At 44.7% G+C, this 17,600-nt stretch carries 12 protein-coding genes and 1 pseudogene; 9 read left to right on the top strand and 4 right to left on the bottom strand.

The window, feature by feature from the left end:
• The first annotated feature begins 10 nt into the window (after window positions 1-10).
• From J9317_RS18610 to J9317_RS18585, 6 genes and pseudogenes are all read left to right on the top strand, one after another.
• Entirely contained in the window at window positions 11-232 is a 222-nt protein-coding gene (locus J9317_RS18610; protein WP_211561403.1) for a hypothetical protein, read from the top strand.
• A 227-nt stretch (window positions 233-459) separates the two neighbouring features.
• The gene (locus tag J9317_RS18605) at window positions 460-765 is read left to right on the top strand and encodes a transposase (RefSeq protein WP_211561402.1); all 306 of its coding nucleotides are present in this window, start codon (window positions 460-462) and stop codon (window positions 763-765) included.
• Window positions 766-797: 32 nt separating this feature from the next.
• Window positions 798-1,130, top strand: a complete 333-nt coding sequence (locus tag J9317_RS21095) for an IS3 family transposase (RefSeq protein WP_211561400.1) — start codon at window positions 798-800, stop codon at window positions 1,128-1,130.
• Window positions 1,091-1,651 (top strand): annotated as a pseudogene (locus J9317_RS21090) (IS3 family transposase); the annotation flags it as partial. The gene J9317_RS21095 and the pseudogene J9317_RS21090, both read left to right, overlap by 40 nt.
• A 104-nt stretch (window positions 1,652-1,755) precedes the next feature.
• Window positions 1,756-2,757 (top strand): sugar-binding protein, encoded by a 1,002-nt coding sequence (locus J9317_RS18590; protein WP_211561398.1) that lies wholly within the window; start codon window positions 1,756-1,758, stop codon window positions 2,755-2,757.
• Window positions 2,754-4,172 (top strand): sensor histidine kinase, encoded by a 1,419-nt coding sequence (locus J9317_RS18585; RefSeq protein ID WP_211561396.1) that lies wholly within the window; start codon window positions 2,754-2,756, stop codon window positions 4,170-4,172. The genes J9317_RS18590 and J9317_RS18585 overlap by 4 nt, the downstream gene beginning before the upstream one ends.
• Window positions 4,173-4,208: 36 nt before the next feature.
• On the opposite strand, the gene J9317_RS18580 is transcribed toward J9317_RS18585, so the two are convergent.
• Window positions 4,209-4,832, bottom strand: a complete 624-nt coding sequence (locus J9317_RS18580; RefSeq protein WP_211561395.1) for a hypothetical protein — start codon at window positions 4,830-4,832, stop codon at window positions 4,209-4,211.
• 653 nt (window positions 4,833-5,485) lie between these two features.
• Window positions 5,486-6,391 (bottom strand): CPBP family intramembrane glutamic endopeptidase, encoded by a 906-nt coding sequence (locus J9317_RS18575; RefSeq protein ID WP_211561394.1) that lies wholly within the window; start codon window positions 6,389-6,391, stop codon window positions 5,486-5,488.
• Between the two features lie 280 nt (window positions 6,392-6,671).
• Between J9317_RS18575 and J9317_RS18570 the strand changes: the two genes are divergently transcribed.
• Window positions 6,672-7,181, top strand: coding sequence for a competence protein ComK (locus tag J9317_RS18570; RefSeq protein WP_211561393.1), 510 nt, complete (start codon window positions 6,672-6,674; stop codon window positions 7,179-7,181).
• Between the two features lie 26 nt (window positions 7,182-7,207).
• On the opposite strand, the gene J9317_RS18565 is transcribed toward J9317_RS18570, so the two are convergent.
• On the bottom strand, window positions 7,208-10,042 hold the full coding sequence (locus tag J9317_RS18565; protein WP_211561392.1) for a bifunctional diguanylate cyclase/phosphodiesterase: 2,835 nt from the start codon (window positions 10,040-10,042) through the stop codon (window positions 7,208-7,210).
• 154 nt (window positions 10,043-10,196) lie between these two features.
• Window positions 10,197-11,141 (bottom strand): polyisoprenyl-teichoic acid--peptidoglycan teichoic acid transferase TagU, encoded by a 945-nt coding sequence (tagU, locus tag J9317_RS18560; RefSeq protein WP_249292237.1) that lies wholly within the window; start codon window positions 11,139-11,141, stop codon window positions 10,197-10,199.
• Between the two features lie 169 nt (window positions 11,142-11,310).
• Between tagU and J9317_RS18555 the strand changes: the two genes are divergently transcribed.
• Together J9317_RS18555 and J9317_RS18550 are read left to right on the top strand one after the other, a co-directional pair.
• The gene (locus J9317_RS18555) at window positions 11,311-13,272 is read left to right on the top strand and encodes an NHL repeat-containing protein (RefSeq protein ID WP_211561386.1); all 1,962 of its coding nucleotides are present in this window, start codon (window positions 11,311-11,313) and stop codon (window positions 13,270-13,272) included.
• Window positions 13,273-14,120: 848 nt separating this feature from the next.
• Window positions 14,121-17,600, top strand: a complete 3,480-nt coding sequence (locus tag J9317_RS18550) for a S8 family peptidase (RefSeq protein ID WP_211561384.1) — start codon at window positions 14,121-14,123, stop codon at window positions 17,598-17,600.

The raw sequence follows: 17,600 nt of genomic DNA, 5'->3' as shown, positions 1-17,600 counted from the left end.
GGTAATTACTATGTTTAATTATGACCGAGCATCCTATATATCCTACCTGAAGCTAGTTCGCAATGTATCCATCCTTGGAGTCCTCGTATTCTTCGGCTACTACTTAACTCTGCAGCTCCAGGCAGGAACCGCCCAAATGGGATTCATCTACACAGGGTGCGCCTGCGCCGTCGTTGCAGCCATCACAAGCTATTCCATCATTAAAATGAGAAACGCTGCGCGCAGCAGGTGAGAAGGGGGAACCCTTCTTTTTTTTGTGTGCGTTGCACTGACCCCCGTCGCATCACCGCATCAGGGGACAGAGCACCAAACGCCGAACCTCATACGGAACAACGTAAAAAATGAGGGGGGACGGAGGTTTAGTGCTTTATCAGAGCGGGGGTCAGTGCTATGCTCCCCATATAGTTTACAGGGTCTCCTTAGACATGTTAGTGTCTACAATCAAAGGAGGAGAACCAGATGAAAAAATACTCAGCGGAATATAAAAAGAAAGTGATCAAGTTTTATCATGATCATGCAGATTTGGGTTATTTAAGTGTGGCAAGGGAATTTGGTATCCCTTCTGACGAAACGGTGAGACGTTGGATTAAAAAGGATCAGATGAAAGAAGAGCCCAAACCGGAAAAGCAACAGGGTCAAACGACGAGAAGATGTCTTCCCTCTGGATGGCCTAAACCAAGAACACTAATGGAAGAGAAAGCTTTTTCAGATGCGGAGAATGCTTACTTAAAAAAGTTATTAGCCTTGAGAAAGGAGGGCAGATAACCAAATCAGAGCGATTTGAAATCATTCATCACTTGGTAGAGAACTATAGTATTTACAAACTTTGTCTCATAGCTTGTGTTTCCCGATATGGCTATTATAAGTGGAAAAAGAGGCTCTCACGGCCTCTAACCGAGGAGGAGAAGAGAAATCAGGAACTTGCCTTTCTTCTAAGGGATCAGTACTTTGAGGAAAAAGGACGGCAAGGATACCGCCAATTGACGGCTCATTTGAGGAATCATCACGATTTATTCGTCAATCACAAACGCGTAAGAAGGTTATTGAATAAGATGGGGCTGCATGGGCGTCAGCGGAAAAAAAGTTCAGGAACTACGATCAAGAGAGCCATTTTGCCCCAAACCTCTTGAAGCGTCACTTTACGACCCCTTATCAAAATGACAAGCTTTGCATTGATATCACTTATGTGTACGCGGGGAGTAAGCGATACTATCTGTGTGCCATCATCGATTTATTCAACAAAGAAATCATTGCTTATCATTTGAGTGACAAGAATGATACGGAGTTGGTACTGGACACACTCAAAAAAGCAAATAAAAAAAGAGACCTGAAATGTGCCACCCTGCATAGCGACCAGGGACACCAATTCACGTCTCATAAATACAAAAACACACTTATAGAGTATCAAATCGTCCGCAGCATGTCTAGAAGAGGGAACTGTTGGGACAACGCACCGATTGAGTCATTCTTCAGTCATTATAAGACAGAAGGTCTTTGGCTGGATCGTCCCCGTACTCTACAACAATTAGTGGAAACGACAGATGAGTACATGGAATTCTATAATCAACGGAGATACCAGAAGAAACTAGGCTATCAATCACCGAAAGAGTTTGCCAAAAGCGTGAGCAGCTTGAAAAAATCGACCCTGTAAACTTGACAGGGCGCAGTGCACAGTGCACACCTCCTTAAACTCCCACTTCCCAACCTCCGCCAAATCTCCTACAATAGAAATAAAACGCTTACAAGGAGAACCTCATGGCGTACCTCAAACGATTTCTCTATCTTATTGCTATTCTCATTTTTGCTGCGACGGCTGCCATGACCATTTATTTTGGAAAGGAAACCTTTCATGTGACGGAAATTGCGGCAGGGAAGACGGATTCAAAGCATACGTATCATTTTGTCCTCATTCCTGAGGAGCTGGATAACGAGTATTGGAGTCTGGTTCAGGAAGGAGCACAGGATGCAGCGGAGGAGCATGGGGTATCCCTTGAATTCCTTGGCCCGAAGCAGGCGAATATAGATGAGCATTTGAAAACGATCGATATGGCGATTGCGGGACAGGTCGATGGGCTGCTGACACAGGGGATTGTGGATCAGGAGTTTACGCCGCTTTTAAATAAAGCAGTAGAGAAGGGTATTCCGGTTGTGACAATAGATACGGATGCCCCGAACAGTGAACGGTCTGTATATATCGGAACGGACAATTATTATGCCGGCTTTCTTGCGGGAAAGGCGCTGATGGCTGATACGAAGGGGCCTCAGACGGTTGGGGTTATTACAGGGAGTTTCGAGGCGTCCCATCAGAAGCTCCGGGTGCAGGGGTTTTTAGATGCGATTAAATCGGAGTCCCGAATCAAGGTCGCAGCGCAAAAAGAATCCAATATTACGAAAGCAGGTGCGGTTAAGGCAGCATACGAATTTTTCCAGGAATACCCGGAACTAAATGCGCTGTACGGAACGAGTGCTCTAGACGGGATCGGCATTGCGCAGGTAGCGGAGTATTTAAAAAAGGACAAGCGGACGTATGTAATCGGCTTCGATACTCTTCCGGAGACGCTAAAATACATCGAAAAGGGTACCATTCAGGCGACGGTCGTTCAGTATCCGTATCAAATGGGCTATAAAGGGGTCGAAACGCTGCTGCAAATCAAAAAAGGGCTCAAGCCGAACCCGGTTCAGCATACGGAAACGGCGATTATTCGGGAATATGACCTGCCGCTCACTCCCGCCAAGCCTGAGGGGGCCAGGCAATGAAGTCCATCCGCAGCAAGCTCCTTATCTATTTTTCTGTCTTTGTGGCGTTATTCAATATCGTAACCTTTTCTATTTATTTCAGCAGCAATCGGATGGTTTCTGAATATGATCAAAGCTTTCGGGGGTTCCTGCTGTTTAATGAAGTCTCCCAGCAGGCAAGCTCCATTTATGAAAAAATTAATGGCTTTGCTGTCGAAAAGGATGGGAAGTTTGTACAGGAGTATGATCAGCTTAAAAAAACCTTCCGTAAAAATTACGATCGGCTGGAGCTTGAGAAGCCGGCAGGAGTAGGAGACCCTGAGCTTCTGAAATACCGAAACATGATGAAAAGCCTGCTGGCAGAAAGCGATGCAACCATTGAGGAAGTAAAAACGAGCCAAATTGAGGATTACCTGCGGCACTTAAAGGAAGTTCAGAATATCTCCTCTTATTTGCAGGAATCCACCCTCACCCTTCTGAACATGGAGCTTTCTGAGTACCGCGCGTTTTATCAGGATATGGAAAAGCGCAACCAGGCGTTTCAATGGTTCACAATCAGCCTGTTCACATCCACCCTGCTGCTTGCCCTGCTGTTGGCTCTTTTTTTCTCAAGAGGCGTCACCCGTCCCATCCGGCAGCTGTCCGATGCGGCCAAAGAGATTGCTTCCGGGCGCTTTGAAGGTCCGTCCATTGCCGTCAAATCAAGGGATGAAATCAGCGTTCTTGGAGAATCGTTTAACCACATGAAGGACAATTTAAAGCGTCTTATTGAGGAAATGGAGGAAAAATCGGAGCTCGATCAGCTGCTGAAGGAACTTGAGCTCAAGCATCTGCAAAACCAGATCAACCCTCATTTTCTATTTAATACACTGAACACCATTGCCCGGATGGCCTATCTAGAAGAGGCACCGGTCACAAGCAGGCTGATCGAATCCGTGTCCCAGCTGCTTCGCTACAGTTTAGGAAATCTCAATAAAACAGTCACGCTTTCTGAGGAAGTAAGCGTGGTTCAGGAGTATTTTTACATTCAAAAAACAAGATTTGCCGACCGGATTGCATTTAAAACCGAAATCGATGAAACCTGCCTGGAAAAGGAGATTCCGAGTCTTACGCTCCAGCCGCTGGTGGAGAACGCCTTCATCCATGGAGTGGAGAACAACGAGTCCGGCGGGGAAATTACGTTAAGGATTTTCTCGCAAAAAGGAACGCCGGTTATTGAAATTGCCGATAACGGAGAGGGGATGACAGAGGACCAGGTGCAGAAAATTTTTGATCAGCAGGAGCATGCGCATGAAATAAGCAGCGGCCACTCAACGGGCATTGGCCTCCGCAATGTGATCCGCCGCCTTGAACTTTTTTATAAGCGAAAGGATGTCCTGCAAATCCAATCAAAAAAAGGCGAGGGAACGACAATCCGGATTATCCTGAGTGAATGATGATATAAAGAAAAAGCCAAGATTCCTTGGCTTTTTCTAATAGGATTGGGGAGAGCTTCCAAGCAATGCCGAAGCCTCATCCATATACATCCCGACATTTAATAGCGCCTCCGTACACTGCTCAATCTCAGCAATATCCATTGAATCAATGGCATCCGGGTAATGCGCTACAACATAATCAATCTCCTTGCCTGCCAAAAGAAACAAATCATGAACCTCCGCCATTCCAGGAGGCGGCTGAAGGCTTTTCAAATCATCGCTTGCACTCTGCATCTGAACCAATGCTTTCGCCATTTCCTTCACCCAAACCGAATCGGTCAGAAGCGATGGATCCCCGCTCGCCTGCATATTCAGCTCCCCAAAAGCATAAAGCCCATTAGACAGCTGTTCAAGCATCGGACTAACCTGATCTAAATACTGCATTTCCGCATCGTTCACATCTGGTTCAGCAGGTGCTGCAGGCTCTTCAGCAGGCGGCTCCTCAGGTGCAGGAGCGGGTGCTTCAGGAACAGGCTCTGCCTCAGGAGCTGGTTCTTCTTCCTTTACAGGCGGACTCTCTTTTTCAGCAAGGGGCTCTTGAACCGTCTTTGGCTTCTCATTAATCACACAGCCGCTTAACAAAAAAAGCGAAACAATCAGCAAGGATAAAGCTTTCTTCAAATAGAGTCCTCCTCAAATCAAACCCAATTTGGTATAGGGTTATCGTATGGCGGAGGGGGAGGGGCTGTGCATGGTTAATATGTGGGGTGGGGCGCCTGGGGATGGGACGCGGCGCCTGACCCGCTCTTCTTCACCGCAAGTGGGGACAGAGGCAAGGCGCCTCAAAGCCTTGTGGGAGAAGAGATAAGCGGGGGAGGTGCCAGAGCTTTCGTGATGCAGAGAATGTGGGAACTGGCACCGTGCCAGTCCCGTCATCCTTCACCGCAGCCGGGGACAGAGGAGCATCCCTTCAATCGCTTGCTGCATAAGGGTTTGCAGGTGGCGGTGCCAGAGCTTTCACTCTTTAGCAGAGTGCGGGACAGACCCCGTTATTATGATATTCAATCCCAATCCCTAAAACCGACACTGACCCCCACTGCATCACCGCAGCAGGGGTCAGAGTAAAGAAGCGGCCGCTTCCCATGGATATTGACCTTGACTAACGGGGGGACGGAGTTTTAGTGCTCGGGGGTCAGTGCAATGCACTGACCCCCGAGCACCACCGCATCAAGGGACAGAGCAGCATCACTGCAATCCCATCCAGCACTAAGTACTGTGATCGAAGGGGACGGAGTTTTAGTCCTTTACCGAACCGGGGGTCAGTGCAAACCGATTCACCCCCGCCACACCCCATACCTCCGCACACTCACCCAATAAAATCCCCCAAACATAATCACCGATCCAATCAAGGACGAAACGGGATCCACTTCACCTGATACGGAGAACACTGCCGGCAGCTTGCCTCCAACTGAGAGCTCGTCTGATATAAACAAAAACAGGAACATGTTATTCGCCGCATGGGCGCCGATCGAAAGCTCAGCGGTACCCGTTTTCAGTGCGATAAAGGTGAGCATGAAGCCGGCGACGATGTATTCCAAGCCCACTAGTACGGCAGAGCGGCCCATTTCGGGATTGGCGAAATGCAGGGAGCCGAATACGAGAGCAATGATCAAGGCAATCAGGATCGGGCTGCGCAATCCTTTTCCAAGCCATTGAACGAGGAATCCTCTGAAGAAAAGCTCTTCAACGGTTGTTTGAATCGGCGTGAAAACCAGCACCAAAGCTAGAAGAATCAGAAATTGAGAGGGGGAGGTCTCTTTATTTAACGAGAGCCCTTCCTTAAATAAGAGCCAATCCACTAGATTAAGTACGAGGTAGATTCCGATAAACACGCCGAATCCCCACCCGATTCTGCCCCAATCCAATCGTTCGCGATGGGTAATGAGAGAACGGATCGTGCGTTTATGTATAAATCTTATCGCTATAAAAATTCCGAGGAGCCAGAATAGATAGGTGGCATGCAGCAGGGCGAAGTCAATAAAGGGCGAGAGTCCGACCGCACTGCCGAGTACCGGGTCGAAGTATGTGTTTGAATTGCCGTCCAGATCTGTAAACATAAACAGGCCAATTCCGTATACGACTCCTCCGAGTGCGATAAACAGCAGGATGACAAGCAGGGAAGAGATGTACCGTTTCCAGGAATTTTTCCTGGAATCTGTTTTCCAATAAACTTCGGTCACGATGAATTCCTCCTGTTTTTATAAACAAAATATACAATTAATTTACAAAAATAACATATTTTAAGTTATTAAAGTCCTATATAATGGTATTTGAAAATAGTTAAAATTTACTATTTTACAAAATATAAAGGGGGGAACAATATGAAGCTATGGAAATACAAAAAATCTCTTAACACTCAAGACGACCTGCAAGGAAGTGTGTTAAGAGAGGGGTCCGGCAGAATGCTGCCTGCGCATATCATACCATTTATCTTAATTTAGCAGAAGGGGGGAAACACAGATGAAAGTCGTTGACGAGTATTATATACAGAAAAAAACAATGGCGCTGGAGTCTAAGTGGGATGAGTTTGGACATGTGTACACGATTATTCATGAAGAGCATGAGAAACTGATTATCAAGAAACCCGCAACATCTGTAATTGAGTTTAACTGTGTATTTTATGGAAGCAGCTACAAAGGGCGTTTACAGGCGTCCGGAGAAATATTGCTGGGGCAGAAGCTGCTTCCGGTATGTGTATGTGAGTTCAATGACATCTATATGTTCCCGACGATGTCGCCTAAAAGTGATCAGGTTATATGGCTTGCAGTTGATCATGTGAAGGAAGTCCGTTCCTCCAAAAACAAATCGGTTGTGATTTTGTCGAATGGAGATCAGCTGTTTATCCCTCTGTTAAAGGAATACATAACAAGCAAGATTGGAAAGACCTCTCAGCTTGCTATGACGCTTCAGCAGCGGCGCAGGTTTTTACTAGAAAATAAATATTGGAATGACAAGTATCCGTTTAAATAGGAAAAAGGGTGGCCGGGAAGTAACGGTCACCCTTTTGTTATTAATTGTTCCATAATCTCTTCAATCGGCTGCGGCCTGCTGAAAACATAGCCTTGTCCTTGGGGACAGCCGATTGAGTGGAGAAAACAGGCTTGTTCATTCGTTTCCACGCCTTCTGCAATGACCGTCAGGCTTTTGCTTTCCGCAATTTGAATGACAGCTTGGACGATGGCTGCATCCTGTTCATTGCTAAGAATATCCTGAATGAAGGAGCGGTCAATTTTCACGATATCGATTGGAAGGATCTTTAAATAATTCAATGATGAAAAGCCTGTTCCGAAATCATCGAGAGCGATGGCAATGCCTGCTTCTTTCAATGTGTGGAGCTGCTTCAAAACGAGATCAAAATGATCGATTACAACGCTTTCCGTAATTTCAATTTTGAACTGCTGTGCAGGAATGCTGTGTTCGGTAAGCTTATCCATAATAAAAGCAGGCAGGGATTCATGGTAAAACTGTTTAATGGAAATGTTGACGGCGACGTTCAGATTGTCACAGCCTGCTTGCATAAGCTGATTTAAATCGCTTGCCGCGCGGTCGATGACCCATTCCCCTATTTTGCGGATGATCCCCGTCTCTTCCGCTACCGGTATAAATTCTGCCGGCGACACGCTGCCGAGGCGGGGATTGTTCCATCTGATCAGCGCCTCAAGGCCAGTTGTTTCCCCCGTTGCAAGCGATACTTGAGGCTGGTAATAAAGCGTGAATTCTCCAAGCTCCAGCGCTTTTTGCAGTTCATTCTCTATCAGGACTCTCCGTGCTAAATTGTTGTTCAGCTCCGGATTGAAAAATTCATAGGTGTTTTTGCCTTTCTCTTTCGCACTGTACATGGCAATATCAGCAGTTGAGATCAAGTCATCAATATGATTAGCGTGATCCGGATAAAGGCTGATGCCGATGCTGCACGTTATACTGACTTCATTGTCACCTATGGATATTGGCTTTGAAATTTCTTCAAGCAGTTTTTTAGAAATAGACTCTATGGATTCTTCTGCATTTGCGGGAAGTGCAATCAGGAATTCATCGCCCCCATGGCGGCATAAAATAGCGCGTTCCCCGCAAATGCCGCGGATGATTTCAGCAAGCTCCTTCAATAATTCATCTCCGGTATCATGCCCCAGGGAATCGTTGATGAGCTTAAAGCGGTCGAGATCGCAGAACATAACGGCAACGGACCGGTCAAACTGCGAGGCGAGCCTCAGCTCTTTTTCCAGTTGCTCCGAAAAGGAATACCGGTTATGCATATTCGTTAAGACATCAAAATGAGCAAAGTACTCAAGCTTCTTTTGCTTGTTCCTGAGCTCCAGCATGACCCGGTTAAAATCACCAATCAGCGTTTCGAAGCTTTTAATCAGTTTTGAAACCTCTGTAATCGTTGTTCTTGGCCAGCGAATCTTTTCAGATGTCACCTTGGAGGCAGAAAGCTGATCTGTGATTAACGATAGCCTCCGTATGGATGACACAAGCATATTGCTCAGCCAATAGGCGATGAAAATGGAGAAGCCGATAATAACCAGGATCAGTCCAAACAGCTTAGTATAGCTTGTGTATATCTCGTTTTGATACGGCTCAATTTTTACCGTTGTAAAGGGATTCCAGGGAATTGAAGGGATGTCCGCCTTTTCTGCTAAAAATGATTGCTTCCAGCGCTTCATTTTGTTCGTATTTAAGTCCTCAACAGGCTGCATGATAAAGGGTCTTTCTACATCGACGTCGCTCGAAAGCTGCCCGTTTTTAAGCTGGCTCAAATCATACATGGTTAAGGTGTGCTCGTCATATAAGCTAACCTCAATGTTTTCTTGAGGCTCCATTCGATTCAGCATGACCAGAAGATCCTTTAGCTTATAGGTAGCAACCGCAAATCCCGTGTAATCTTTTTCATGGAAAGGGACGACGATGCTTGTCATCTGCTCTCGTGTGAACTGATTAAAGTAAACGTCTGTCACATAAGGGTGCAGCTCGGTCAGCTTGAGCATGGTCACATCATAGAATGGAAGATTTGAAGCTTCTGAGTAAAGGTAATCCAAATCCTTCCGATGGTCGAAAACATAAATATCCTGAACGAACGGAAGACTCCTGCCAAGCTCCTTCAAATGATTTTGCATGTTGCTGCTTGCGAGATAGAGTCTTAATGTATTTAATGAGGCGCGGTGAGTGGACTCCCAGCTTGTTAAAGAAGCACTGATCATTTGCGTTTTCAGCGAAGCGGTTTCTCTAATATCAGTAAGTTCACTCCGGTATACTTTGTTGCCCTCATAGACAAGCAGGAACATGGAAGGAATAAGAAAGACTGAGGTGAAGGTGATAAATAGGAGCTCCTGAAAGCTTTTTGTATGTGCTTTTTTCAAAATGTACTGCTGATAGACTAAATGCAGGATTGAAAAAATAAGGCAATTTAATATTCCGTTGACTATATATTTCAAGGTGACAATGGTTGTGTCCAGTACCTCGGTGCCGAGTATTCCATAATAGAAAAGAAAAATAAGAGGAGTACCAATGGTAAACCAATACAGGGCATCGAGAATTACGATATTCAGGCTGCTCCTGCGGTGAAGCATATAAACGATGAGGCATTCCGCTGTTAAAATGATGACCCCGAAAAAATGATTCCATAAGGAAAAAGTGACAAGGCTTGCAATCAAGGAGGCGGCCAGACCGGGCTTAATACCATATGAATAAATAATAATAAAAACAAAGATGGATCCAAATAAAAAATCAATGCCAAAAAATATTTCAATCGAGAAATAATTACCTAGAACGCCGAGTATCGTTAATGTGATGGTTCCCAGCCATGCTAGCGGGTTTTTAAATTGTGGAGTCAATAGGATCACCATAGTAGAATTTTGTCGGATTTTGAAGTCTGCATGCATATTATAAGGGGAATTAGGAATTTTGCGCTAGAGGTAGAAGAAGAGATTTGTATAAAATGATTCTTTTTACCTAATTTGAAATAAAAAAATCCGGTTTTCACCGGATTTAGTTGCTGCTGGCTGTGCTTGGTGTGATGTCCAGGCTCTCCTGCAGTTCTTTTGTTAAGGCTGTGCGTGCTTCTTCTGGAACCTCAAGGTAATAAACACCATCGATTTTTGTATCTTTTCCTTCAATGGAATGCTGAACCATTTTGCTGCTCGCATCCCGGTAATTTGAAACCATGTCCCACATATTATCAAAGGAAAGGTTTGTTTTTACATTGTTTTCGACGACACTCAGCATATCGCCGAATTTAGTAATTGACTGAACATTGGCTCCCTTGGCAATAACCGCTTCAATCACTTTACGCTGACGAAGCTGACGGCCGAAATCGCCATCCGGATCCTCATACCTCATCCTCGAATATTTAAGTGCCTGCTCGCCATTCAGTGTAATCGGACCTTTTTCAAAGGTTTCTTTTTCATAGGTGAAAGCAAGATGGTTGTTGATTTCAATGCCGCCCACTGTATCAACAATCTGCTTAAAGCTTTCCATGTTCACTTTAACAAAGTAATCTACGTCTACTCCAAGAAATTTCTGAACAGTAGCAATTGCCATGGATGTACCGCCGAATGCATAGGCATGGTTAATTTTGTCGGTCGTATTGTTGCCGACAATTTCCGTTCTCGTATCCCTTGGGATGCTGACCATATGCATTTCTTTTTTATTCGGGTTTACGGTCATGTATATAAGAGAATCAGAGCGTCCTGAATCCCCTTTTCGTTCATCCACGCCCATGAGCAGGATAGAAATGGGATCCTTCTTTTCCAGGTTCACAACAGGTTTTGTCTTTTCAATTTTGACCTCTTCCTGAATATTGGCAACGGTATCATTTGTGCGTTTAACCAAATAACCCGCGTACAAACCTGCTCCAAGAAGTAAAACCCCGATGATAGAAAGAGTGACCCATAGCCACGTTTTCCGTTTTTTATTCTGTTTTTTCGCTCTCAAGCTTTTTTCCCTCGTTCCATTCATAATTGTCTATTAAAACCGATACATAAGTAGGGATTGACAGTTAGCGTTATTGAAGAAATTTTGCCATATCTATGTAAAATTGTCTACAAAAACTTGTAAAATATTAGAGTGTTCCAGGTAAATACAGGAAGGAAGAACTGAATAAATGAAAAAAATCTTGATAAGTACATTGATTATGACATGCTGTTTAGGAATTTTGCAGCAGCCAAAGGTAAGTTCAGCACCTGTTTTTCAAAAAATCGGCCAGCAAATTACCAATTTAAATGTCACAGCAGCTGCTAGTGCTGTGAATAAAAAAGGAGAGCCGCTCATGTATACCATGCTGCAGGGTCTCCCGGCCAAACTGATTGTGACCAATTTATCTACAGGAAGAGTGGTAGATTCAGAGTCTCTGGATGGTTCGACGGCCGGCTGGTCCATACAAGCCGATTCCGAACAGGTTTGGATTGGCACAACTCCAGGAGAACTGCTCTACCGTTATGATCCGAATTCTATGAAGCTTGAGAAAGCGGGCAAGGCCACCGCAAAAAACGGAACAACGATATGGGGACTTGCATACAGTGCAAAGGAAAAGGTTTTGTACGGAGTTTCTGCCAATGAAGGCAGGCTGTTCAGCTATGCTTCCGGAAAATTTAAAGATCTCGGCACGGTCGTATCCGGGAAAAAGGACGCGAAAAGTGTAGCCTCTGATGATGCAAACCGTCAGCTGTTTATCGGAACCGGAGCACCTGCAACGCTCGTTTCATATGACATAAAAACGGCGAAAAAGCAGAGCATCCTTCCATCCAGGTATATGTCACAGAAGCAGATTGATTCCATCAGAGTGGTTGGCTCTCTTGTTTTTGTGAAATCTAATCCAGAAAATAAGATTCTCGTGTTTGATGCGAAAAGCAAGAAGCTAACAGGGGAGCTAGCGGCTACGTCAAGAGGGGTGTCTCCAAAATCACCGAAAGAAAATTCCGTTTATTATGCAAACGGTACGTCCCTTTACCGGTATGATTTAGGTTCAAAAAAATCAGAGCTTGTCGTACATAACCGAATTCCGACCAGTATCGTTTCACTGGACTTCGTTGTATTCCCAGGTTCATCCGAAGCGGTTTTAACAGGCAAGGTGGGCAATTCTGATCGCTATTTCACCTATAAATCCACAAGCCAATCCTATGAAAACCTGAACTTGGTGCTGCCTCCGCAGGGGGTAGAGGTGCATAAAATCGGAGCAGGAGCGGACGGGAAAATTTACAGCTCCGGGTTTTTGAACGGAAAGATGGGAACGTATCAGCCTTCAACAGGAACAAGCGTCATTCAAGAAGCAATCGGCCAAATGGAAAGCATGGCTTCAGCGAATGGGAAACTGTATTTTGGCGTCTATCCCGGTGCGAAAATATTGGAATACAACCCATCTGCTCCCTGGTCAGCGGGACAAAATCCCAAACAGGTCGCAGCCTTTGATGGAAGCGGACAAGACCGGCCGATGGCAGCAGCAGCTTTACCAGGTTCGAAACAAATCGTTTTTGGGACCGCACCGAGATCAGGCAAAAACGGAGGGGCACTTGCCATCTATGATACAGCAAGCCGAAAAGCCTCCGTCCGCCATCAAATCGTAAAGGACCAAAGCATCGTCTCCCTTGCTTTTCATTCCGGAAGCAAAAAGGTATATGCCGGAACTTCCATATTTGGAAAAGCAAATGTAGATAAAAATAAAACAAATGCTGTGCTGTTTGCTCTTCCGGCCGGCAACCTAATGGGAAAGCCTGAAATCATCCGACTTCCTTTTAAACACGTACAATATATCTCAGCCCTTGCCGCTGCAAAGGATGGGCGAATCGTCGGGATAGCGGATGGTAACGTGTTTATCTATAGCCCTGGAAAAGGTGTCACCATCCAGCGTCCGGTCGTGAAAAGCGTCTCCGGGTACACACCTCATGCATCTCTTGCCATTGGAAGAGATGGGAATGTGTATGGAACGGTTGAGAAGATATTATTTAAGCTTGATATGAAAACATATAAAATGGCGGTCTTGAGAAAAGGGCCAGATCAGGTAGCTGCGGATTCCACAGGTGGACTATTTTTCCATGATGAAAAAGATCTGTGGAAAATGAATTATTGATAATGAAGGAAGGGAATTGTTAATATTACAAAAACATATAAACTAAAAACCCGATTAATTCCCCCAGTCTCAAGGCAAGGGACAAAGTTAATAAAGTCCATTCATGTTCAAAAGCAGCCATTTCATATGAATCCAGTATAGGATATCGATAACTTTGATTCAGAAAAACCTTAATATTTGAGATGGGGGAAGGCAGATTAAAATGCATCGATTTTTACTTTGGCTTAATGAATCAGCACATGCAGGTGAAGTCTGTATATGGTTTGCGAAGGCGTTGGCCAATAGTCTGCATACGATTAAGCTCAACTATGAGAACATGCGAGAATTATAAGAGTGGAATATACCGTTCCCAAAATAGATACTATTTTAATAGAAGAAAAAGAATACAAAGGCTTTTTCTTTGATGCTGGGCTCTCAGAATCTTTAACCAGAGTGGAGAACACGCGCGTAAAATTAGAAGAGAAAATCTGAAGCTCTTCTGAAAAAAGTTTTGCGTCTGTAATGGAGCAGGAAATTACATACAGGATGGTTTAAAAAAGGAACCTGTTTATTCCTGTTACATGGCAGCTGTTGATCATTTTAAGGGGAAATCCCAGTCAGATACATTGAATTTGATGAAAGCAGGTTAAAAGAAACAATATAAGTCAAATTGCAATGAAGCCGGACTGCAGAAATCCCTGCAGTCCGACTTTTTTTGATCTCCTTCTTCATTCCCCGGGAAATTTCCACCTTCCTTGCACAAAACCTGTCACATAAAATACTTGAAATATTAAAAGGTAAAAAGTGGATAGTGTCGTATTTACTTTAGTGGAGAATATTTCCACTGACGAAAAGACGGGGGTTAAATTGTGAGAAAACCATTAAAAAAGGCATTAAGCGGAATTGTAACAGCAGCACTCATCTTCAGTGCGCTGCCGGGAGTATCTGCGGCGGCCGTTGAAAAAGGGCCGAAATCAGAAGCTGCCATTAAAGAACTGTTGAAACAGCATCAAGGGAAACAGGGGAAAAAAAGCAGTGTAAAAAAAGAAAAAGATCAGCAGTTTGCGGATAAAACTTTAATGATTAAATACAAAACACCGATTTCCGCTCAGGCTCACCAGCGTGCTGGAGGAAAGCTCATCCAGCGGGTAGCGGCACTTGGTTATGATATTGTTCAGGTGAACGGAAAGATATCCATGGAGGATGCTGCGAAAAACTATGCATCGATGCCTGGAGTTTCATCTATTTCTAAAAGCGCTTTACTGAAACAAGCAGGAGGGCCGGATCTTAAGGCGTCTTCGATGTATCACCTAAATACACTGAACATCCCGGAAACGTCAAAATTGGCTGGGAAAAATAAAGTGCGGGTAGCGGTCGTTGACACGGGCGTGGATGCGAAGCACCCGGAACTGAAAAATAAGATAAAAGGCAATAAAAATGTGATGAATCCTGCCCAAAACGGGTTAGTTGACGTTCATGGAACTCATGTTTCAGGGATTATTGCTGCTGAGAAGAACAATGGAGCTGGCGGATACGGCATCAACCCAAATGCAGACATTCTTTCGATCGACGTATTTAACCGTTCCTTTTTTGCTAATGATTACACCGTGGCACAGGGAATTCTTACAGCCATTGAACAAAAGGCTCAAGTCATCAATCTCTCTTTGAGTTCCTGGTTCCCATCTCCAATCATCGAGGATGCCGTCCGAAAAGCGATTGATGCCAACATTACCGTCGTTGCGGCAGCTGGAAACAGCGGAATGAATATGCAGGAATACCCGGCATCCTTCGAAGGGGTTATCGCAGTTGGAAGCACAAACAGTAAGAATAAGCTTTCCAGCTATTCTACATTTGGTCCGTCCGTCGACGTGGTTGCGCCAGGAGAGGATGTGTACTCCACCCTTTTTGATTTTGAAAAAGGCTCCTCCTACGGAAAAATGAGCGGAACGTCCATGTCGTCGCCGGCAGTAGCGGGTGTCGTTTCTTTAATGCTCAGCAAAAATCCAAAGCTTACACCGTATCAGATTAATTACATTTTAAACAAAACAGCGAAGGACCTTGGGACGAAAGGGTATGACATCTCTTACGGAAACGGCCTGATTGATCCGGTTGCTGCTTTGAAATACGATGTGAAAAAGGTTCCGGCCAACCCGAAACTCCCGGCAGATAAAAAGCTCGGTGCTGCAAAAAATGTAGCTGCGGAGGATGGGAAAGCAAATACGGTCTCCGGCTCCTTTAAGAAAATGAATCAAACGGATCTCTACAAGCTGAATGTCAAAAAGGGCGACTTTGTTCAAACCAAGTTGACCGGATCTGCGAATTATGACTATGTTCTTGGTCTTGAGTTTTATAAGGGAGAGGAAACAAAGGCTGCTTCCACTCAAAAAATCAATGATCAAGGGGAAAATGGAACGGAAGGAACGCTATTTGAAGCAAGAGAAGATGGTGTCCTGTTAGTGTCTGTTAAAGATGCATACGGCAACTATAGCGAGGCTGATCTCTCCAAGTATGAACTGATGATTGAAAAACGCAGTACGAAGCTTGAGGACACGAATACGATGGAAGCACCTGAAAAGGTTTCAGTCCTTCCTTATAGATCGGAAAAACCTTTTTACTTCACAGATGAGTCGGCTGAAACGCCTCCAGCAGGTGAAGACACTAAAGGCGAAGGGCAGGAAGAAAATCCTTCAAAGCCAAACCTCAAGGGAGACAGCGATTTCTTTACATTTAAAACCGGAGAAGTCAAAGCAGGGGAAATGATAAAATTTGCTTTGTCAGCTGTCCCGGGAATTGATTCAAATCTGAAAATCTCTTTGATGGTTGAGGAACAAGGCAATAAATTCCCAATGGAAATTGGAATGACGGATACGAAAGGGCCGGGACAAGGGGAAGAGGCGATCTTCCAGGCAAGCCCGAACAGCGAGTACGTCATTGAGGTGGCGAATAAGCCAAGTATGGATGCGTGGATCTGGATGATGATGAGCGGAGAACAGGTCATTGACCTGGATCGTAATTTCTCCTCCCACCTTCCATATGAAGTTCTCTTATCCAGTCAGGTAATAGAGGCGGATGAAGATAACTTCCCTGAAAGAAGAGAGGGTTCCGCTGAAGGGGAAAAACCATTGAGTGCGGTGGACTCCATTAAAAGAAGTGAAATGATGGAAGATGATTTTTCTCCAATTGATTCCTTTGAGGAGTATATTGAGCGTGTATTAAGCAGCGCCCTTCCTTACCAGGCAGGAAGCACGTCAAAAGGATACATTCAGTACATGGGAGATGAGGATTGGTATGCATTCACCCCTGACGAACATGCGGTTTATGATTTTACGTTTGCGAACGGAAGGGAATCCAATGTTCCGGCGATGGAGATCTACCGGTACGATGAAAAATCGAAAGATCTTATTCCGCTAGCTGCAAACGTCCAGATGACGGAAAATGGCTACGGACCTGCTGCTAAATATGAAGCAGGCTTGAAAAAGGGACAAACCTACTATTTGAAAATGGCAGATATCAATTATCAGGCTTCAATCTATCCGTATGAATTTACGGCTAAAGCGACACATAAAAACATAGCTGATAAATATGAAACAAATGATGACTACGCTCAAGCGGCGGCAACTGGCTTAACCTCTGTTGAAGGAAACTTCTCTTCAATTGGCGATATGGATATGTTTTATTTCAAACCGGCAGCGAGCGGTCTGTATGGATATGCCATTCAGCCGATGCCAGAGAAAATCATGGGCTCAAAAGTCTCTGAAAACCTTAAGGCTGCCATTGACCCTGTAATAGTCATGATTGAAGACACCAATGGAAACGGAAAGCTTGAGCCAGAAGAGGAAGGCAATTTTATAATTTCAGACTACGGCTTCGATAACGACCCTGAGGCGGGCTCACTCGCAGGGAAAAAAGGAAAAGGCTACTTTGCAGTGGCGTTTAATTACTGGGGAGACCGAACAACACTTGTTCCTTACAAACTAACCATTTCCAAGATGGGCGGGAAGGATGAGGACAGCGGCTCTGTTGTGAAAAAAGGAATCCCTAGCAAGCCTGCTTCCCTGAAGAACGGATCAGCAAAAGGCTACTTCCACTCACCAAAGGACTCTGATACGTATAAGCTCGTTCTATCAAAAGAAAAAAAACTGACGGCAACTCTCAAAACACCATTTGGAACAGATGGCAAGGTAACCGTTTTTGATTCAAAAGGAAAAGCAATATGGACGGCTGACCAATACGGTACAGGAGATTCCGAGCTGTTCAAACTTAGTCTTAAAAAAGGAACATACTACGTGAAGGTAGAAGAAGCGATGAACCGGGTAAGTATGTCTCCTTATGAACTAACCATTAAATAA

It is taken from the genome of Metabacillus flavus (assembly GCF_018283675.1).
In the GTDB taxonomy this organism is placed as follows: domain Bacteria; phylum Bacillota; class Bacilli; order Bacillales; family Bacillaceae; genus Metabacillus_B; species Metabacillus_B flavus.
The sequence above is the reverse complement of the archived record's forward strand: the minus strand, read 5'-3'. Positions and strand labels throughout refer to the sequence as shown.

Bases quoted from the DNA above. Each gene is read 5' to 3' on its own strand.
- J9317_RS18610 (WP_211561403.1), top strand. From the start codon at position 11: ATGTTTAATTATGACCGAGCATCCTATATATCCTACCTGAAGCTAGTT.
- J9317_RS18605 (WP_211561402.1), top strand. From the start codon at position 460: ATGAAAAAATACTCAGCGGAATATAAAAAGAAAGTGATCAAGTTTTAT.
- J9317_RS18590 (WP_211561398.1), top strand. From the start codon at position 1,756: ATGGCGTACCTCAAACGATTTCTCTATCTTATTGCTATTCTCATTTTT.
- J9317_RS18585 (WP_211561396.1), top strand. From the start codon at position 2,754: ATGAAGTCCATCCGCAGCAAGCTCCTTATCTATTTTTCTGTCTTTGTG.
- J9317_RS18570 (WP_211561393.1), top strand. From the start codon at position 6,672: ATGAAAGTCGTTGACGAGTATTATATACAGAAAAAAACAATGGCGCTG.
- J9317_RS18555 (WP_211561386.1), top strand. From the start codon at position 11,311: ATGAAAAAAATCTTGATAAGTACATTGATTATGACATGCTGTTTAGGA.